We start from the raw sequence: 20,801 nt of genomic DNA on the forward strand, positions 1-20,801 counted from the left end.
ACAGAATCCCCCTTATTGTTCACTCAGCCAGCGGGCTGCATCTTTAGCAAAATACGTAATAATTAAATCAGCACCTGCTCGTTTCATGCTGATCAACTTTTCCATCACGATCGCTTTTTCATCCACCCAGCCGTTCAGGGCCGCGGCTTTGACCATTGAATACTCGCCGCTGACGTTGTAAGCAACGATTGGTAATTTGTATTCATTTCGCATATCACGCACGATATCCAAATAAGAGAGAGCTGGTTTAACGATTAAGAAATCTGCTCCTTCTTCAATATCTGACTCCGCTTCACGGAATGCTTCGAGGCGGTTTGCCGGATCCATTTGGTACGTTTTGCGGTCACCAAATTGCGGAGTAGAATCGGCTGCATCGCGGAAAGGTCCGTAAAAACTGGATGAATATTTGACAGCATAAGACATAATAGGCACATCTTCAAAGCCAGCTTCATCTAATCCCTTGCGGATGGCCGCGACAAACCCATCCATCATGTTAGACGGCGCAATAATATCAGCACCCGCCTCTGCTTGGCTAACCGCTGTTTTAGCAAGCAAGTTGAGTGATGGATCATTTAGAACTTTGTTACCTTCCACTACTCCACAATGGCCATGATCGGTATACTCGCATAGACACGTATCTGCAATAACGACCATATCCGGATAATGGCTTTTAATAAAACGAGTCGCTTGTTGAACGATGCCATGGTTGTGGTAAGCGCCTGTTCCTTCTGCATCTTTTTCAACTGGAACGCCGAATAAAATAACAGATTTTAACCCGAGTCCAACAATTTCATCCATCTCTGCTTTTAAACGGTCTAATGATAGGTGAAAGACACCTGGCATAGAAGGGACCTCATTTTTAATATTTTCTCCCTCTACGATAAACAATGGATAAATCAAATCTTCTTTATGAAGATACGTTTCACGTACGAGTGCACGCATACTAGCTGATTGCCGCAGACGGCGGTGACGTTTAAATTGTTGTTCCATTAGTCTTCTTCCTTTCTAAAATAGCGGATGATTTCCTCTGCCAGTGATTCACTCGTATAAGTATCCGGGCAAACCATTGTATGAAGGCCGAAGCGATCCGCTTCCTTTTTAGTTACCGGACCGATACAGGCAATGACGGATTGCTTTAATTCATGAATGCCTGCTTCTTGGATACTTTCCATAAAGTGTCGGATAGCAGACGGGCTCGTGAACGTCAGTACATCTGTTTTTTCGGTTTTGAGCAAATCAATTAAGTGCTGCTTTTCTTCTTCGGGAAAATACGTTTCGTAAACCACCCATTCATCAGCGGCTGCGCCTTTTTCTCTAAGGGCATCCGCAATCGTTGTTCTTGCAAGAGTGCCTTTTGGAATGAGGACCTTATTTGCCTCAAAGCGGTCACTGTTAATTTCCTCGGCAAACTGGTCAGCAGAAAACTTCTCAGGAATATATTCAGCTTGGAATCCATAGCTTTTTAGCACAGCTGCTGTTTTTGTTCCAATGGCGGCAAAGCGAGCTTGTAGGCTCTTCCACTCTATTCCTTTCTCTTCTAACCGTTGAAAGAAAAAATCCACACCGTTTTTGCTCGTCAAAATAATCCAATCATATGTAGACAATTGCTGCAATCGTTCCTTTTCCCGTTTGTCGAGAAAAGAGCGAAAAGCAATCAGAGGAACGAAATGAACAATTCCTCCGGCTGCTTTTATTTTATCAATAAAGGAGTCTGCTTGTCCTCTAGGACGAGTGACTAATACGTGCTTGCCTAAAAGCGGCTGGTCAGACGTCATTCGGCATCAAGCTCTGCTTTCACAGTGTCAATCAGTTCTTTTGCGCCGTGCTCTGAGAGCAGTCTTGCTGCTTTTACGCCAACCTCTTTTGGATCGTTGCCCCTTACTGTTTCTTTATAAATTGTTTTGCCGTCTGGAGAAGCGACAAGGGCCGTTAGGGCTGTTTCTTCGCCATCTATTACGGCGAACCCAGCGATTGGCACTTGGCAGCCACCTTCCATTTCATGTAAAAACGCCCGCTCTGCTGTTACCGTTTTCACTGTTTCTTCATTTGAAAAAGCAGCAAGCAATTCGAGTAATTCTTGATCATCTTCACGGCATTCAATGGCTAATGCCCCCTGGCCTACTGCCGGTAAGCAAAGTTCAGGCTCAAGGAATTCTGTTACAACGTCAGAGGCCCACCCCATGCGGGACAACCCCGCTGCTGCCAAAATGATGGCATCATACTCTTCTGTCTCAAGTTTGGCGAGACGGGTATCAATGTTGCCGCGGATCCACTTAATTTCAAGATCAGGACGAGCTGCCAAAATCTGGGCACTGCGACGCAGGCTGCTTGTTCCGATCACGGCTCCGGCCGGCATATCCTGAAGTTTAACGTGATTTTTTGAAATAAACGCATCACGGTGATCTTCTCGTACTGGAATACAGCCGATTGTCAGTCCTTCTGGAAGCTCCGCTGGCATGTCTTTCATACTGTGTACGGCCATATCAATTTCCTTATCGTACATCGCCTGCTCAATTTCCTTGACGAATAAACCTTTCCCTCCTACTTTAGACAGCGTTACATCTAAAATACGGTCTCCTTTTGTTACAATTTCTTTTACTTCAAAGTCGTATTCTGGCTTCAGCTTCTTCAACTGATCAATAACCCAGTTTGTTTGTGTAAGAGCCAGCTTGCTTCGGCGGGAGCCGACAATAATTTTTCTCATAATACCCTCCTGCTTTGCTTTTAACTGTACCAAAAGTGAAACGATGAAAATCGGCTCACTAAGAAAAAGTTAATTAAGATAATTAAAAAGGCAGCAGCATTTAACAGTGCTAATGATTTGCCGTAGAGCCCCTTGCGAACTTTTAGGTAAAGATAAATGCCGTAAATAATCAACAGAATAAAAGAAGTAATAATTTTAACGTCATACCAGCTGACATCAGGAAGTTTAATAAACTTCCAGATCACCCCAAGAATCAAGCTTAACAACAGCATCGGCACACCGATAGCATTTGATACGTAGGAAAACTTCGTTAACTTATCTAAGTCACCAAGGCGCCATAAGCGCTGGCTCCATTTTTTCATCTTCAACAGCCGATATTGCAGCAAGTAAAGTAAGGAAAAAATGAAAGAAAGCGAGAATGCAGCGTATGATAAAATCGCCATCGTAATATGAATAAGCAGCAATTCAGAAACAAGCTGCTCGGCCATTGCCTGCGATTTCATTTGCACAGGAGCAAAGGCATGTATGGCCATAATGGCAAAACCGATCATATTTGTAAAGAAAACGGTAAAATCCATACGCAGCAGCCGGTTGATGACCAAGGAAAGGGTGATCAAGATCCAAGCATAAAAATAAAGCCCTTCAAAAAGGGTAAGAACCGGAAATCGACCGGTTTTGAACATATATAAAAATAAAAAAATTGTTTGAAGAGCCCAAACAATCGATAAAATCCAGAAGGCGATTTTATTCGCCTTCCGGTTTTGATTTAAAAAGTCGATAAAATACAGCATGATGCTTAAAGCATATAAAATTACCATCAATTCGTGGAGCCTGGCCATTCCTTGTTCAAACATCGAGTAACCCCGCTTACACTTGGAATAATGGCTTCGTTTGAACTTGCTGAATTGGCTGTTCTGCTGTTTTTGCCTGTTTCTCCGCTTTTACTTCCTCTTCAATATTAAAGATTTGTGTAAATAGAGCCAGTTTTTCAGCCGAACGTTTATCTCCAGCCAGTTCTTTCGCCTGTAAAATCGGATCCTTCAACAACTGATTGATAATACTTTTTGTATGTTTGTTTAATATTTTCCGTTCACGGTCTGTTAGGTTTGGCATTTTCCGTTCAATGCTAACCATCGTTTCTGCTTGGATAGAAAGTGCCTTTTGGCGAAGAGCAGAAATCACTGGAACAACTCCAAGCATATTGATCCATTCATTGAAAGCAACAATCTCTGCTTCGATCATCAATTCGATTTTCTCTGCTGCTTTCTGACGCTCGGCCATATTTGCTTGAACAATTCCCTCTAAATCATCGATATCATACAAGAAAACACTTTCCAAATCGGAGATAGCTGGATCAAGGTCACGTGGTACAGCAATGTCTACCATAAATAATGGTTTGCCTTTACGCATCTTTTCCACAACGGCCATTCTTTCTTTTGTAATCACATAGTCGCTGGAGCCTGTAGAACTGATTAAAATATCTGCTTCAACAAGAGCGCATTGAAGCTCGGCTAACGTTTTAGCATCGCCATCAAACTTTTCGGCAAGTGTAGCGGCTTTCTCAAATGTCCGATTCACAACAGTTACCTTTGTCGCTCCACTGCCATGTAAATTTTGAATAGCCAGCTCACCCATTTTACCGGCGCCGACAACAAGGACATGCTTACCTGAAAGACTGCCAAAAATCTTTTTGGCAAGCTCTACAGCAGCATAGCTCACAGACACAGCATTTGCACCGATCTCTGTTTCAGCATGCGCTTTCTTAGCAAGCGTAACAGCCTGCTTAAATAGATGATTAAAGACCGTACCCGTTGCGCCAATTTCCTGGCTTCTTAAAAAGCTTGATCGTACTTGTCCCAAAATTTGCGTTTCCCCAAGTACCATAGAATTTAAACCGCTCGTCACTTTCAACAAGTGTTCAACCGCCGCTTCCTGTTCATGGATAAAGAGAAAAGGAGTAAATTCTTCCTTTTCCATCCCGAACCATTCAGCTAAGAAATGTTTAATATAATAACGCCCTGTATGGAGCTGATCGACGACCGCGTAAATTTCTGTCCGGTTGCAAGTGGAAAGAATGACATTTTCCAAAATACTTTTTTGCTTACGGAGCTCTGACATGGCTTTTTCTAAGTCCGTGTCTTGAAAAGATAATCGTTCACGTATCTCCACTGGGGCTGTTTTGTAGTTTAGTCCCACCACAATAATATGCACGTTCTCAGCACCCCCATAAAAATCTGTTACATCCATTATAACACGGAACAAATTTTCCTTATTCACAAATTGTGAACATATGCTAACATTAAAAGCAATAAATTCTGTTTAAACCCACTAGCTAGCGTAACAAAATAGGAACTAAGATTCAAGTTAGGAATTTGGAAAGCGGGGAAACTATTTTATGAAGCAGCAGCGAATTTTTCCGGGCACTATCTTAATTGGATTTGGCTTTTACTTCTTTTTGCAGCAAGCTGCTATTGCCTGGTTTCAGCCCTTCTTAAGCTGGCCAACGCTTTTGATCGTGATTGGCCTTGCCTTTTTAGCGGATGCCTACAGCGGCCGGGAAGGGAACAGTATCTTGCCCGGTGTAATTCTAACTGGCTTCGGCATTCATTTTCACGTAGTCAATCACTTTGGGTTTTGGTCTAACGATACAGGTGTTTTTATTTTAATTATCTCACTGGGATTTTTAATGCAATATCAAAAAACGAGAAATGGTCTGTTCCAAGGTTTGCTTTTTCTTATTCTTGCCGTTATTACTCTTTTTTATGATAAAGTAGTCGAATGGCTCGGATTGCTTGAAAATCGCGCACTCTCGCTTTGGCAATTTTGGCCTGTTATTCTCATTGCCATTGGCGGTTATCTTCTATTTGTCAAAAGAAAGTAAGATGAATCCTAGCTATTATTATCCAAGCGACAGTTTAGAAAACATATAGCAGCCACTTTTTCTGTACATATAAAAATGCCGTTCACCCACTTGATGAATGAACAGACAGCTGAACTTATGCGAAAAAACACATCTTATTTTATAAAAACTAGGACATCGGGCTCTCAATTAGTTAAACCTTTCCCATGACACATGGTTATTTAGAATAGCACTTCCGGCTTCTTCCTATAAGGAAAAATGATATTACAACAGAATACCCACTTTTAAAAAAAGAAAACTGCTCACACATTAGTGAGCAGCTTTTTTTTCGCTTTTCATTCTCTTTTGGATAATCTTCCAGGCTTCGTCTTTTCCTTGCCCTGTTTCAGAGGAGAAAACCACGATATCATCCTCAGGATCAAAATCAAGTGTTTCCTTGACTACCTTTAGATGCTTTTGCCACTTGCCCTTCGGAATCTTGTCTGCTTTCGTGGCAATGACAATGGCCGGAATTTCATAATGCTTTAAGAAATTATACATCATGGCGTCATCTTCTGTAGGAGGATGACGTAAGTCAACAATGAGCATACATGCACGCAGCTGCTCCCTTGTTGTTAAATAAGTCTCAATCATTTTGCCCCATGCTTCACGTTCTGTTTTTGATACTTTTGCAAAGCCATAGCCTGGCACATCAACGAAATAGAGCTTTTCTTCAATTTTATAAAAGTTCAGTGTCTGTGTTTTCCCTGGTTTAGATGAAATCCTAGCCATACTCTTACGCTGAATCATTCTATTAATAAAAGAAGATTTTCCTACGTTAGAGCGTCCAGCCAGCGCAAATTCCGGAAGAACATCTTCCGGATACTGCGCTGGCTTTACTGCACTAATGACGAGTTCTACTTGATTAACCTTCATAATTTTCACCTGTTAGCGCTATTTTTAACACATCATCCATATGAGAAGCTAGAATAAATGTTAGATCATGGCGCACACTTTCTGGAACGTCTTCGATGTCTTTTTCATTATCCTGCGGTAGGATAATCGTCTTAAGCCCGGCTCTATGAGCGCCAAGCGATTTTTCTTTTACTCCGCCGATTGGCAGCACACGGCCACGCAGCGTAATTTCGCCCGTCATGCCGACTTCCCGACGGATTGGCCGAGTCGTTAAGGCTGATACAAGAGCAGTAGCCATTGTAATACCAGCAGAAGGACCATCCTTCGGCACCGCTCCCTCTGGAACGTGGATATGAATATCATACTTTTCATGGAAATCTTCTTCAATATCCAACTCTTTTGCTTTAGAGCGGACATAACTAAAAGCGGCCTGAGCTGATTCCTTCATCACATCTCCTAGTTTTCCTGTTAAAATCAACTTGCCTTTCCCAGGAGAAAGCGATACTTCAATCTGTAAAGTATCTCCGCCAGCAGTCGTGTAAGCCAGCCCATTTGCTACACCGACTTGATCAACTGTTTCCGCCTGGCCATAGCGGAAGATGCGCTTGCCTAAAAATTCTTCTAAATTTTTGCTTGTCACGACTACACGTTTCTTTTCCTCCGACACAATCATCTTGGCTGTTTTTCGACAAATAGAGGCAAGCTGGCGCTCAAGATTCCGAACGCCCGCTTCACGTGTATAATAGCGGACAACATCTTGAATGGCATCGTCTCGTACTTGAAGCTGTGATTTACTTAATCCATGCTCTTCTACTTGTTTTGGCAGTAAGTGCGATTTGGCAATGTGGATTTTCTCAAGCTCCGTATAGCCTGCAATCGTAATAATTTCCATCCGATCGCGAAGAGGTCCCGGAATCGTTGCTAGATCATTAGCCGTCGCAATAAACATGACTTTTGATAAGTCATATGTTTCTTCGATGTAGTGATCACTAAAGTTAAAATTCTGTTCCGGATCTAGTACTTCAAGCATGGCTGAAGACGGATCTCCTCTAAAGTCACTTGACATTTTATCAATTTCATCGAGCAGGAAGACAGGATTGATCGTTCCCGCTTTTTTCATCCCTTGAATGATACGGCCTGGCATGGCTCCAACGTACGTACGGCGATGACCGCGAATCTCAGATTCATCACGCACACCACCTAAGGAAATACGTACAAAGTTTCTGCCGAGAGATTCCGCAATAGAACGCGCCAAAGATGTTTTCCCGACACCCGGAGGTCCAGCAAGACATAAAATCGGCCCTTTTAATGACTGGGTAAGCTGTTGAACGGCCAAATATTCAAGCACACGCTCTTTGACTTTCTCTAGTCCGTAGTGGTCACGATTTAAGATTTCTTCTGCTTTTTCAATGTCCAAATCATCTTGCGTTGCGTTCGTCCACGGAAGCGTTACAAGCCATTCAAGATAATTGCGAATAACCGCGCTTTCTGCCGCGCTTGAAGGAATTTTTTCAAAGCGATTTAATTCTTTTAAAGCCGTCTTTTTCACATGCTCTGGCATATTGGCTTCTTCAATTCGCTTCAATAACTCTTCAACTTCTCCAGTTTTGCCTTCTTTATCGCCAAGCTCTTGCTGGATCGCCTTCATTTGCTCCCGCAAAAAGTACTCTTTCTGCGTACGCTCCATAGACGTTTTCACGCGCTGCCCGATTTTCTTTTCCAAGTTCAATACTTGCTTTTCGTTATTTAACAAATCAATAATCCGATTGAGACGATCTTTTACATTAAATGTCTCAAGAATCTCTTGCTTGTCCTTCATTTTGATTGGCAAGTGAGACGCTACGATATCAGCAAGCCGGCCTGGCTCGTCAATGTCCGCTACAGTAGAATACGTTTCTGCAGAAACTTTTTTGGAAAGCTTAATATATTGCTCAAAATACTGAAGAAGTGTGCGCATCAAGGCTTCTAATTCGAGGTCTTTTGTGACATCATCCTCATGCACTTCTACTGTCGCTAAATAAAAAGTTTCCTTATCCTCCAACTGCTTCAGCACTGCCCGGCTTAGGCCTTCAACGAGCACACGGATCGTTCCATTTGGCAACTTAAGCATTTGCTTCACTTTTGTTAAAGTACCCGTTTCAAACAAATCCTCTTGCAAAGGATCGTCTATATTGGAATCTTTTTGAGTGGATAAAAAAATCAAATGATTGTCCAACATTGCCTGCTCCAATGCCTCAATCGAACGGTCGCGACCAACATCGAGGTGCAAAACCATCGTAGGATACACTAGTAATCCCCGGAGTGGCAGGAGGGGCACAGTGTGAATCGTTTCATTACTCATAAACATAACCTCCATCACTTCAAACATCAGGCAAAGCAGCCGCCTGTTCTCTGTTTCACGCTTTCTGCCGTAAAATAGGTGTTTTGTACAATCTTATCTTATTTAAATAAGAGTGTCCATTTTTGAAATGAATTATCATTTTCCTGTCTTTTTACCTATTCCTCACTTTAGCAGAAAACAAACAATGGGGCTGCCCTAAAAGTAAAAAATATTACTTTATGAGGCAGCCTCTGTCTGCTATATAGATTTCTTTTCTTTCGATAAAATATTCCCTGGCTGAACAAGGCCTTTCCGCTCGGCCTCTTTATCGAAAAAGTGATCAAATGCTTCTTCTAATTCGGAAATTGGAATTAATTCTATTCCCTCGACTTTTTCTAAAAGAAGGGCTTCATTTTCTTTTGGAAAAAGCACTTTTTTCGCCCCTGCTTCTTTTGCAGCTAGCACTTTTTGCAAAACGCCGCCAACCGGTTTTATTTGGCCATGAAGACTAATTTCGCCTGTAATGGCTGCAGTGTGATCGGCGGGATGACCATATATCGCTGAATAAATAGACAGTGCAATCGCTGCCCCAGCAGAGGGGCCGTCCACCGGCATCCCTCCAGGAAAGTTAACAAAAATATTAAACTGTTCTACCGGTACACCGATTGATTTTAAAACGGTAACCGCGTTTTCTACAGATCCTTTTGCCATACTCTTTCGCTTAATCGATTTTGCCGATTGATTGAACGTTTCTTCTTCTATTATGCCGGTTACGGTCACGGTTCCCTTCTCATTTGCAGGAAGGACCGCTGCTTCAATTCCGAGAAGAGCCCCGCTATTTGGCCCAGTAACAGCCAGCCCATTAATGAGCCCAACTTTTGATTTCTCCGGAATCCGCGACTCCCATTTTGGGGAGAGGCGGCTTGAACGAATCACCCATTCCACTTCCTGGTCAAGTATCTCTTTCTTATTTTCCATCATGGCAATTCCAGAAGCCATTTGTACCAAGTTCACCGCTTCTCGACCGTTGCGAGTATGTCCGGCAATAAGAGCCAATCCTTTTTCAGATAAAGCCATCCCCGCCTTTTCAGCCGCTTTACGGGCAATATTGGTTAAATGCTTATGATCCAATTCATTAAAGTACACTTCTTGACAGCGGGAGCGAATAGCTGCCGGGATTTCCTCAGGCTGTCTTGTCGTCGCTCCGATCAAACGAAAATCTGCCGGTAATCCTTTTTGAAAAATATCATGAATATGTCTCGGGATATTCTCATTTTCTTCACTATAATATGCACTTTCAAGGATGACTTTTCGATCTTCCAGCACTTTTAGCAGCTTGTTCATTTGAATAGGGTGCAGCTCACCGATTTCATCAATAAACAAAATCCCACCGTGTGCATTACTAACCGCTCCTTTTTTAGGCTGAGGAATACCAGCCTGCCCAAGAGCCCCAGCTCCCTGATAAATAGGATCATGCACAGAGCCAATGAGCGGGTCTGCAATCCCTCTCTCATCAAAGCGAGCGGTCGTCGCATCTAACTCTACAAAAACAGCGTTCTGTGCAAAAGGCGAGTGCTTGCTTCTTTTTGCCTCCTCTAATACAAGACGGGCTGCTGCGGTTTTTCCTACGCCCGGCGGCCCATAGACGATGACATGCTGCGGGTGAGCACCGCAAAGAGCCGCTCGCAGCGCTTTGATCCCTTCTTCTTGTCCTACAATATCCGAAAAGTTCTGTGGTCGAATTTTTTCGGCAAGCGGCTTCGTTAAAGAGATGGCCCTCATTTTCCTCATGGCTTCCATTTCTTTTTTCGATTCCTTGTCAATCGTTATTTTGCTCGCATGCTGTTTTTTCAGCATCGTAAGAAAATAAAGACTGATAATCAATCCAAACACAAGCTGTCCCGCAATAGCAACTGCTGTCCAATTCATATCGTATCCTCCCATACTAGCAAAGTGATCCCTGCATAAACGGCTGATCTTTCCATAGGGATGCCCCCTATGTTCTTCCAGAAGCCATCCTCTGCCTTCTCACCATCCGTTTTCTTATTTGCCAGTATCGCCTCATTTTGATACTCATAAACAGCCATTCATTCGGAAGTTCTTCTACGACAAAAAAACAGGGCAGCCGCATGACTTTGAGCTGTCCTGTTTTCATAAATTGTTTATTTTATTCTTTTACTTCACCAGACGCTTTTGGACTCCTTGTTGAGCCCTCCAACCTCCTAGCGGGCTAATCAGGCCGCTTCCGCTTTTCTATTGTCCAGCTGCAGACGCTTAGCGGCTAGTGGACTTCCTGCTCCTTCTTCCGATAAGTCAACATCGAATCGCTAACGCTCTTCGTGTTTCCTTTATCTCATGCGGAGCTGTCCAGTCCATACGCCGCTGAACAAGCGCCTTCCGCTTTTCTATATTACGCCGAAGTTTTGGTTAGGTCTATTTTTTGGCCGTTTTCGCCAAGAAGTTTTGGCGCTGCGTTGTTGAGGACTGTGTCCTCCGTAATGACGCATGTTTTAATGTCCTCCCTTGAAGGCAGGTCATACATGACATCCAGCATAATGCTCTCAATAATAGAACGGAGTCCTCGTGCACCTGTTTTACGTTCAATTGCCTTTTTAGCAATTTCACGAAGGGCATCCTCTTCAAACTCGAGGTTCACTTCATCAAGCTCCATCATTTTTTGATATTGTTTAACAAGCGCATTTTTTGGCTTGGTTAAGATTTCAACGAGTGCTTCTTCATCAAGCTGTTCAAGGCTTGCGATCACTGGAAGACGGCCAATGAATTCAGGAATCAAACCAAATTTCAATAAATCTTCCGGTACTAGCTTAGATAAAAGAGAGCCATCTGTCACTTCTTCTTGCTTTGTTTCAAGGCCAAAACCAATTACTTTTTGACCTAGACGGCGTTTAATAATTTGTTCTACGCCATCAAATGCTCCTCCGCAGATAAAGAGAATATTTGTTGTATCGATTTGAATAAATTCCTGATGAGGATGCTTACGTCCACCTTGTGGCGGAACACTCGCTACGGTACCTTCTAAAATTTTCAGAAGGGCCTGCTGTACGCCTTCACCAGAAACATCACGTGTAATAGATGGATTTTCAGATTTACGCGCTACTTTATCAATCTCATCGATGTAAATAATGCCCTTTTCTGCTTTTTCTACATCGTAATCAGCAGCTTGGATTAATTTAAGAAGGATGTTTTCTACATCCTCCCCCACGTAGCCTGCTTCCGTTAAAGAAGTAGCATCGGCAATAGCAAATGGCACATCTAAAATACGTGCAAGTGTTTGTGCAAGAAGGGTTTTCCCGCTTCCTGTAGGCCCGATTAAACAAATATTACTTTTCGCTAATTCCACGTCATCTACTTTGCTGTTTGAATTGATACGCTTATAGTGGTTATAAACAGCAACGGCTAACGACTTTTTAGCACGTTCCTGGCCAATGACGTAATCATCCAAAATATCACGAATCTCCATTGGTTTCGGTACATCTTTAAACTCTACTTCTTCTTCAGTCCCAAGCTCTTCCTCAACTATTTCAGTGCATAGCTCAATACACTCATCACATATATATACACCGGGTCCAGCTACAAGTTTGCGTACTTGATCCTGTGTTTTTCCACAAAAAGAACATTTAAGCTGCCCTTTTTCATCGTTAAACTTGAACAATATTTTTCACCCCTTATAAATAATTAATCGCTTGTCCAGCTCATCGGCTAGCCCGTACGGCGGTTTCAGTCTCTCTGTCGGAGTCAAAGAACTACTCCTCGTCAAGCCCTCCAACCTCCTATCAGGCTAAACAGGCCGCTTCGCTCTTCGTGTCCAGCTACGCCTCCTTGAAGCTCGAGGTCATAAGCCAATCCGGCTGCATGGCTAGAAAACGCCACTTCTCCGGTTCGTCTTATGCTTGTCGCTTCAAAACAGTCGGCTTCGCTTTTCGTGCCCAGCTACAGGCGCCAGTGCGTACGTTGATTTTACTCTCCCTGTCACCCTTTCCCATAAAAACAAACAGTCATTTTTATGACATATGTCTTTTAGGTAATCGCGCCTAGCTGTTTATTTACCCGCTTTTGCCCCAACAATTTGCTGCGGCCAAACGGGTGATTTCCCACTTTTCCCTCGTTCAGCTATAGATGTCAACGTGTACGCTGAACGAGCGCCGTTGGCTCTTTATTAAAAAAGTATGTATTGCATTGTACCATATTTTGTTCTATTGCAGAAACAAAAGGTCTTTTGTATATATAATGTGTAACCATCTGCACTATTACTAAAACATTTTTTCACTTTTCTTCGTCAAACTGCTTTTATTTAAAAATCAAGTAAATAACTGACTCCCGAGGCGGATAAAATCCCCATTTTCTTATAAGCACCTTGACTGTTATATATGTATGGTAGTAAGTAAATAGGTAGAAAACAAGGCACGAGCAGTTCGCGCCTTGTCTACCATTATCTATTATTATGCACTAGCTTTGCTGTTTTCCACAAGAAATTCGATTGCTTTGCGGATCTTTAAGTCAGCCTGCATGCCATCTAAGTTGCCTAATGCTTTTTTAATGTCTTCAACTGACAGATTAAACTGTTCTGCCATCTTGCTTAATTCTTTTTCTGTATCTTCTTCAGTTGCTTCTAAATTCTCTGCTTCTGCGATAGCTTCAAGCGTTAAACTTGTGCGTACACGTGTTTCTGCATTTTCTTTCATTTGGCCACGAAGGTCTGCTTCGCTTTGACCTGAGAATTGATAGTAAAGATCAAGATTCATACCTTGCATAGAAAGGTTTTGTGTAAATTCCTGAAGCATACGATCAATTTCATTTTCGATCATTACTTCTGGTACATCGATTTCTGCATTAGCTGCTGCTTTTTCTACAAGTGTATCACGAAGTGTTTGCTCTGCAGCTGTTTTCTTTTGCTCTTCAAGACGTGTGCGGATTTTCGCTTTTAATTCATCAAGTGTTTCCACATCTTCGTCTGTTTCTTTCGCAAATTCATCATTTAGTTCAGGAAGCTCTTGTGCTTTGATTTCATGAACTTTCACTTTGAATACAGCTGGTTTTCCAGCAAGCTCTTCTGCATGGTACTCTTCAGGGAAAGTAACTTCTACGTCTTTCTCTTCACCAGCTGCTACACCGATCAATTGCTCTTCAAATCCAGGAATGAATGTACCTGAACCAATAACCAATGAGTAGTTTTCAGCTGTGCCGCCTTCAAATACTTCTCCGTCAACAGAGCCTTCGAAATCAAGAACGACTGTGTCGCCGTCTTCTACTTTGCCGTCTTCTTTCACAACAAGCTCAGCATGACGCTTTTGAAGAGCTGTTAGTTCTTCTTGGACGTCCTCGTCTGTTACTTCTGTGCTTAATTTTTCTGCTTCAAGCCCTTTATATTCGCCAAGCTTTACTTCAGGCTTAACGGTAACAGTCGCTTTGAAAATTAACTCTTTGCCTTTTTCCATTTGCTCAATATCAATTTCCGGACGGTCTACAGGATCAATTCCTGCTTCCTCAACCGCTTTTCCGTATGCTTCTGGAAGAATGACATCCAGTGCATCTTGATAAAGAGACTCTACACCGAAACGCTTTTCAAATAAAGCACGCGGCATTTTACCTTTACGGAAACCAGGTACGTTAATGTTTTTTACTACTTTTTTAAATGCGGCATCTAAACCGTTGTTTACTGTTTCCGCATCTACTTCTACTGTTAGAACCCCTTGGTTCCCTTCTTGCTTTTCCCATTTAGCAGACATAAAGTTCCCTCCAAAAATCTATAAATTGATCATCATGAACAGTATAAGTTGTTCGGCCGCCCTATGTATATCTTTCTTACACAAAAAGGACACATTATGACCTTTACATTATAACATACGTTTTTTCTCTTTCAACAAAAAGCCTACATGATCGGTGAAGAAATTTCATCTAATTTCCTCATAAAAGCAAGGCTCTTTTGAACCTCTTTATCCAGCTCATTCTCTGTTCCCAGCCCCGGTTCTTGGTAATAGGTACGAAGCTGCCGCAATGATGCTCTAGCCCATCCTTCAGGAGAAATCTCCTTCGGCTCAAAAGGATATATAAGGAAAAAATGATGCTTGACTATTTCCTTTACTTGCTCAAGCTGAACTGGATCTTTGTCCGCTAGCTCGTCTTCCAAAAAGTGGATAACCTTCTTAAAATAATCCTTTTCAAAAGCATCGGACAACTGTACAGGAATCACACTACCCGTAAATTCAAACTTCCTTACCGTTACGGCCCTTTCAATTCCATGTTCCTTTAATACGTTCAAAATAAGTGTTTGCAAAAAAGGATGCGTGCCTTCTTTTTCAAGCATGGCAACTAGCTCGTCATAATACGGCTGGATATTCACATGAGCAAGCTCCATCAATTTTAACGTTTGCTCACGTAAGGTTTCCTGGCCAGTAAACAGCGGCATCCACCTGGTTTCTGGAGCATCCAGCATCTTCCGGCTTAACTCTAACAGCCGTTCAAAATACTCTCGCTTTTCTTCTGGCAGCTGCTTTTCCTCCATCAACGCTGATAGCGTAGAAAAGATCGTCTTATACTGTTTTTGCTGCATAAGAATAAGCACGTAAATATCAAGCACATCATAGTAATCGCCAAGCCCCTTATGTAGCATGTCTTTACACAACTCTAAGGCGCTGTCGTAACGACCACTTTCGTACAAAGCTAGTAAGAGGGCTGTTTTTACATCCCCTTCTTCAGTAAGCGGATGTTCCAGCGCTTGGGACAAAAAAGAAGCAGCTTCATCATATTGCTTCTCTTCAAGGGCGGCCCGTCCTTTTTGGATAAGCGCCTGTCCCGTTCCCGGAAAAATAAATACATTTCCTTTTCTATCCCACTTTTTCTTCTTCATAGTCAGTCACCCTATTGCCTCTACCTCGATGAAAACAGCGGCTGCTTCCATTCCTTTTTTTGTATTTCTGTAAGTGTAGCACGGATATTCGAAAAAAAAAAGCAAAGGAGAAAGCGGATGATCGAAAACAAAAGGATTTAATCGTGCTAAACAAGGATTCCTTCTCAAATTTCAAATATAAAAAACCTCCCAAGCGTTTGCCTGAAAGGTTGATTTCATTATGTATGGCGTCCCAGGAGAGATTCGAACTCCCGACCGACGGCTTAGAAGGCCGTTGCTCTATCCGGCTGAGCTACTGGGACATATCGCTATTTTTCCTCTATTATGTATAACGGTCACTTTTCGAACTTAGACCGATTGACTTATTCTTTATTATAATTCCTTATGTGTCGAAGTTCAAGCATCTATTATTGTGTGCGAAAAGAAGAAGCACCTTAAAGGTGCAATAACTAAAAATGGATTTTACATTTTACAGCAATACAATCATTATAATCTTCAATTATTTTTTTAACTTTCTTAGTCCATTCCCTACCATGCATTTTAATATCATCCGTCCAATCCCATTCATGCCATTCCCCATCAGGAGTTAAGACATCACTAATCGTGTTATTTTCTATATATTTTTCAGAAATATCTCTAACATAAACCATATCATCATTTCCTATATAGCCTTCATCATTTTCATCAATATGGATTGTTCTTACCTTTCCTTGCCAGCCATAACCAATATCCCAAATATCGAACTTCCCTCTTGGATTATATTTACTAATATAAACACCCCTACCCTTACAATCTAAACACTCTGGGTCAGCCTTGTTATAAAGTGGGTGGGATTTGCATGCACTCTCATATTCATTTTTCCAATCTGATATAAAATTTCCCCAAGAAGTCAATTCTTTTTCGTCTAACTCTGCATATTTTTTGTACAAATCATCAATATGTGCTACTTTCTCATTTGCAATCTCTTTGGCTTCCTTTTTGATTGTATCGTTATCAAGACAATAACAATTATCAATATAGGGTTCAACTGGTGTTGTAAAGTCATATTGACTCATTAAATTACCTATTTCATTAAAGATAACTTGTGTATCCTTACTCACTAATACAATTACTTCTCTCCACATAGTTCTCCCCCCTATTCCCACATTACAATAAATATATTTACTGAATTTGAACTTTATTCATGAAACCACCTAATCGTGGCGAAGTCAGTTCAGATTTAGTGACGTGTGGATTAGGGTACATAGGGTATATCCCTACTTTGAGCTTCATAACAACGTGGAAAATACCCCCCATACCCTTATACAAAAGAAAAGAGACTCCTTGATTTCGGAAGTCTCCTATTATTGCTTTGCTTCATGTTCATTCTTTCTGTTAATCAGTGTCCGTTTCTTTATTCCAGTCATTGCTTCAACTTCTTTGTATGTATGACTCTTAAGTAATTCTAAAGCATGTACAACTTGTTGCTTAGAGTGTTTTCTTGGTCTGCCTTCTCTGAAATCATCTCGTTGCTTAGCTAATGCCTTACCTTCTTGAGTACGTTCTACAATCATGTCTCGTTCAAACTCTGCAAATGAACTGAGTATATTGAAAATCAGTCTTCCTGTTGGGGTGTTTTCCACTAGTCCCATATTAAGGATGTGAACCTTTACTCCTCTCGCAAATAAAGTCTTAACTGTTTGAATACCTTCGACTGCTGACCTAGCAAATCTATCTAGCTTTGTTACAACCAACGTGTCCCCTTCTTGTAATGCCTCAAGCACCTTGTTGAACTCTGGTCTATCTGTTTTAGTACCTGTGAACTTCTCTTTATGTATAACCTCGCAACCTTCTGCTTGTAATGCTTGAATTTGAACCTCTAAATCTTGTGCTACTGTCGAGACTCTTGCATATCCATATTTCATTGCTATGTCCTCGCTTTTCATCGCTCATTTATTGCACTAAGTTAATGCACCTCTTGAAATCTATTATAGCAAGGTTGTTAAAAAGGTGCAATAACTTTCAAGTTTTTGCACCTTGCAACTTAAAGTACTCATTACTATTAAACAAGTGATATTCATTAACTCTAAACAGTATTCTTTCCTTAACAACATACCTTGTTACAAAGATTGCAGATTAAGTATTAATTCGAATAACATAATCAATCTCGATGATTCGTTTCGAACAACGTGAGTATTTTACTTGAACATTTAACCATTTATCAATATTTAACATACCTTTTATTTGAGTCGTGTCGGGAATTTACCGAATTCGTGTGTGGATGAGAGTGGTTTCTTTAAAATAATAAGCACAATCTAGAAAAAGCATCCAACCACTTTGGATGCCTTCTTACAACTATTTCACTTGTTCTTATAGCACTTCTTTTAGCAATTCAATTGCACTTTCTTCACTTGGGTTATTTGTTCCAAGTTCACCACGGAAGGCTTTGGAAAGTATTGATTGTTTCAACATATCCAAATCTACTTTATCTAAATTTTGAGCAGCTTTATTTTCCTTCTCAATAAAATTATAGTATTTTTTCACAATTACCTTTTGAGTTTCTATATCAAATAAAGGTATTGAAAGGCTCTTTATTCTTGTTAGGGATAGTTTCCCCAATGTAGCTGATGCTATACTTTTCTTAATTAAATTCTGTGCTTTATTAGAACTCAAACAGAGTGCTAAATATTCTGGTAGGCAATCCTTTAAGTTTGTAAGCTTAGCGGCATTTTCAGTTAAATTAGCACCATCAACTTCTTTAGGAATTACACCAACATCCCCAATACAAGCACCCACTATTGTTATATAAACATCTCCAGCACTTACTGTATAACTTTTTATTTTTTCTTGTGTACTCGGTAATAAAAATTGTAGCTTATCCATCAAGACAGTGCCATTTTTTAAATCCCCAGCTTTTATATATGGGAAACCCGTATCTTCATTTACTAAAGCTTCTCCTTTAGGAAGCCGTTTCCCCCCTTTTACATCAGTAATATCACTAATATTGACCATTTGTTTAATGCTTGACTCTTCAAAGAGAGTATTTACAAACGCCGCTCGACGTAGTTCAAACGTTTCCTTCGCTTCCTCAATCAACTGCTTCGCATCTTCAATTTTACTTAAAAGATGCTCCACTTTCCTAGCAATCCGTTTTTGTTCATTTACAGGTGGTACAGGGAAAGGGATTTTCTTAAGTTTCTCTACTTGTATACCTTTAACAGTAGAGCCTGTTGACATCGATTCAATTAATGGGGTATTTACCGTAAAAAATAACCATAAAAAATAAGGTAGTATTTCAATTTTTGGTCTGACTATTTTCAAATCTTGATTAATGGCTGTCGATATCTTTGTTATTGTACTCTTACCCGGCGACATTCTTGTAATCAATAAGAGTTCATATGGCGATGCCATAGTTGCCGAACTGTTTTCCAAACCCTCAACCGTAATATAATCTATTGTAGATGATAAATACCTATTCTTAATATCTTTCACTGTAGCCCATGGAATATCCCCATTCCAATAATCACTATTACTCTTAGAAGGTGTACCCCCACCTATGAAGTTTAATATGTGTCCTGAATTAATCCACATCCAATTTTCTGGAACTGCATAAGGCTGTTCCTCATGTGGTACTACAACTTCTTCCATCAATACTTCAATGGTCTTTTTCTTCTTGCTCATTTTGTGACCACCTCATCCACTTCAACAGCACGTAACTCTTCAACTACTTCATTTAATAGATCCATTGCTTGTTGAAGTTTCGCAATTGCTTCTTCCGCCGATTCAATGGGGTCTGGTAAGTTTTCATATGATGATAAAGAGTTATCTGCAATCAATCCAATATCTAAACTATCATCTTTTTTTGCAATTTCTTCTCTAGTAAACTTGTTCCAACGTTCATCTTCTACATTAGAACGGTCTTCTGCCACATATGCTTTCATGAAGCTTTCAAAATGAGTCATTGTTAATTGATTACGTTTTCCAAATGAAGACATATTTGTACGAAGGTCATATACCCAAACATCTTTCGTGTTATCTTGGTCAGTTTTTCCTCTTGTGAAGAACAAGACATTCGTTTTAACACCTTGTGCATAAAATATACCTGTTGGTAAACGTAAAATGGTGTGTAAATTACATTTATTCATCAAGTCACGACGAATTTGTGCACCAATACCACTTTCAAACAGAACGTTATCAGGTAAAACAACGGCTGCACGAGCGTTTCCATCATCCTTCAAAGCATTATAAATCAACTGCAAGAAATTCAACTGTTTATTCGATGTTTCAAACGTTAAATCATCACGGGATACACGTTCTCCGCCCTTTTTTGTACCAAATGGCGGGTTTGTTAAGATAACATCAAAGTTCTTCATCCATTTTCCGTTTCCTGATAAAGAATCTCCTTGTTCTAAGCGTCCTTCCATGTTGTGAAGCAAAGCGTTCATTAACGCAAGACGATGAGTATCTTTAACAAGCTCCATCCCGACGAAAGCTTCTTTCTTTTGGAACTCGGCTTCTTGCGGCTCTATATCATAATAGTCATCTGTTTGATTCTTTAAATATTGGTCTGCCGCAATCATGAAGCCAAATGTTCCAGCGGCAGGATCAGCACACCGCTCACCAATTTTCGGGTCAATTAATTGAACCATCACATCAATTAATACACGAGGTGTGAAGTATTGTCCCGCTCCCGATTTCTTTTCACTTGCATTCTTCTCTAATAGACCCTCATAAAGATTGCCTAGTCCTTCTTCTTTTGCATTGTACCAATCAAGTGCATCAATGGATTTGATAATTTTTTCTAAGTTTTTCGGCTCAGCAATACTTGTAGAAGCATCACTGTATATTAGACGCAGCCGCTCATTTTCACTGCTTCCTAATTCAAGTAACAATCGCTGATAAAATGTCTTTAATCCCAAACCTTCTTTATCTAACAAATCATCCCAACGATATCCTTCTGGAATCACACCTTCTGTTTCCTGCTCCTTCATCATTTTGAGGAATAATAAGTAGGTCAACTCTGTTACATATTGCTGATAGGTAATCCCATCATCACGTAACACATTACATAAATTCCATAGTTTTTGAACGATTTCTTGGTTGTTCATTTTTCAGCCTCCTGCTAACTCCGAGTATATTTTAATTTTGGATTCTCATTCAAACCTCATTAAAGTGA

At 40.8% G+C, this 20,801-nt stretch carries 17 protein-coding genes and 1 tRNA gene; 1 reads left to right on the top strand and 17 read right to left on the bottom strand.

Annotated elements, in window-relative coordinates:
• Window positions 1-12 precede the first annotated feature (12 nt).
• The 5 genes from hemB to hemA are packed head-to-tail and all read right to left on the bottom strand — an operon-like array spanning window position 13 to window position 4,915.
• Window positions 13-990 (bottom strand): porphobilinogen synthase, encoded by a 978-nt coding sequence (gene hemB, locus AC623_RS14130; RefSeq protein WP_049663488.1) that lies wholly within the window; start codon window positions 988-990, stop codon window positions 13-15.
• A complete protein-coding gene (locus AC623_RS14135; RefSeq protein ID WP_049663490.1) occupies window positions 990-1,775 on the bottom strand; it encodes a uroporphyrinogen-III synthase in 786 nt (261 codons plus the stop codon). Before AC623_RS14135 ends, hemB begins: the two co-directional genes overlap by 1 nt.
• Window positions 1,772-2,707: a hydroxymethylbilane synthase gene (hemC, locus tag AC623_RS14140; RefSeq protein ID WP_442853573.1), complete on the bottom strand. Its 936-nt coding sequence runs from the start codon at window positions 2,705-2,707 to the stop codon at window positions 1,772-1,774. Before hemC ends, AC623_RS14135 begins: the two co-directional genes overlap by 4 nt.
• A 17-nt stretch (window positions 2,708-2,724) precedes the next feature.
• Window positions 2,725-3,558 carry a cytochrome c biogenesis protein CcsA gene (gene ccsA, locus AC623_RS14145; RefSeq protein ID WP_049663493.1) on the bottom strand — a complete coding sequence of 278 codons (834 nt, stop codon included), beginning with the start codon at window positions 3,556-3,558 and terminating at the stop codon, window positions 2,725-2,727.
• A gap of 13 nt (window positions 3,559-3,571) precedes the next feature.
• Window positions 3,572-4,915 (bottom strand): glutamyl-tRNA reductase, encoded by a 1,344-nt coding sequence (gene hemA / locus AC623_RS14150; RefSeq protein ID WP_049666652.1) that lies wholly within the window; start codon window positions 4,913-4,915, stop codon window positions 3,572-3,574.
• Window positions 4,916-5,099: 184 nt separating this feature from the next.
• Between hemA and AC623_RS14155 the strand changes: the two genes are divergently transcribed.
• Complete coding sequence (locus AC623_RS14155) at window positions 5,100-5,585, top strand: LiaF transmembrane domain-containing protein (protein WP_049663494.1); 486 nt, start codon at window positions 5,100-5,102, stop codon at window positions 5,583-5,585.
• 288 nt (window positions 5,586-5,873) lie between these two features.
• Here the strand turns inward: AC623_RS14155 and yihA are convergent, their stop codons facing one another.
• The 12 genes from yihA to AC623_RS14210 form a co-directional block, all read right to left on the bottom strand.
• Window positions 5,874-6,479: a ribosome biogenesis GTP-binding protein YihA/YsxC gene (gene yihA / locus AC623_RS14160; RefSeq protein ID WP_049663496.1), complete on the bottom strand. Its 606-nt coding sequence runs from the start codon at window positions 6,477-6,479 to the stop codon at window positions 5,874-5,876.
• Window positions 6,469-8,799: an endopeptidase La gene (gene lon, locus AC623_RS14165; RefSeq protein WP_095407419.1), complete on the bottom strand. Its 2,331-nt coding sequence runs from the start codon at window positions 8,797-8,799 to the stop codon at window positions 6,469-6,471. The genes yihA and lon overlap by 11 nt, the downstream gene beginning before the upstream one ends.
• Before the next feature lie 237 nt (window positions 8,800-9,036).
• Window positions 9,037-10,707 (bottom strand): ATP-dependent protease LonB, encoded by a 1,671-nt coding sequence (lonB, locus tag AC623_RS14170; protein WP_049663497.1) that lies wholly within the window; start codon window positions 10,705-10,707, stop codon window positions 9,037-9,039.
• A complete protein-coding gene (locus AC623_RS21540) occupies window positions 10,704-10,865 on the bottom strand; it encodes a hypothetical protein (RefSeq protein WP_156187048.1) in 162 nt (53 codons plus the stop codon). Before AC623_RS21540 ends, lonB begins: the two co-directional genes overlap by 4 nt.
• A gap of 323 nt (window positions 10,866-11,188) precedes the next feature.
• Entirely contained in the window at window positions 11,189-12,451 is a 1,263-nt protein-coding gene (gene clpX / locus AC623_RS14175; protein WP_049663499.1) for an ATP-dependent protease ATP-binding subunit ClpX, read from the bottom strand.
• A 787-nt stretch (window positions 12,452-13,238) separates the two neighbouring features.
• Window positions 13,239-14,525, bottom strand: a complete 1,287-nt coding sequence (tig, locus tag AC623_RS14180; protein WP_049663500.1) for a trigger factor — start codon at window positions 14,523-14,525, stop codon at window positions 13,239-13,241.
• A gap of 143 nt (window positions 14,526-14,668) precedes the next feature.
• Window positions 14,669-15,646, bottom strand: coding sequence for a tetratricopeptide repeat protein (locus AC623_RS14185; protein WP_049663502.1), 978 nt, complete (start codon window positions 15,644-15,646; stop codon window positions 14,669-14,671).
• 225 nt (window positions 15,647-15,871) lie between these two features.
• Window positions 15,872-15,948 (bottom strand) — tRNA-Arg (locus AC623_RS14190).
• 147 nt (window positions 15,949-16,095) lie between these two features.
• A complete protein-coding gene (locus AC623_RS14195; RefSeq protein ID WP_049663504.1) occupies window positions 16,096-16,770 on the bottom strand; it encodes a hypothetical protein in 675 nt (224 codons plus the stop codon).
• A gap of 219 nt (window positions 16,771-16,989) precedes the next feature.
• Window positions 16,990-17,550: a recombinase family protein gene (locus tag AC623_RS14200; protein ID WP_049666657.1), complete on the bottom strand. Its 561-nt coding sequence runs from the start codon at window positions 17,548-17,550 to the stop codon at window positions 16,990-16,992.
• Between the two features lie 445 nt (window positions 17,551-17,995).
• Window positions 17,996-19,306: a restriction endonuclease subunit S gene (locus AC623_RS14205; RefSeq protein ID WP_049663505.1), complete on the bottom strand. Its 1,311-nt coding sequence runs from the start codon at window positions 19,304-19,306 to the stop codon at window positions 17,996-17,998.
• Window positions 19,303-20,733, bottom strand: coding sequence for a class I SAM-dependent DNA methyltransferase (locus tag AC623_RS14210; RefSeq protein ID WP_049663507.1), 1,431 nt, complete (start codon window positions 20,731-20,733; stop codon window positions 19,303-19,305). Before AC623_RS14210 ends, AC623_RS14205 begins: the two co-directional genes overlap by 4 nt.
• Window positions 20,734-20,801 lie beyond the last annotated feature (68 nt).

The sequence above is a fragment of the Bacillus sp. FJAT-27231 genome (assembly GCF_001183975.1).
GTDB classification, from domain to species: Bacteria; Bacillota; Bacilli; order Bacillales; family Domibacillaceae; genus Pseudobacillus; species Pseudobacillus wudalianchiensis.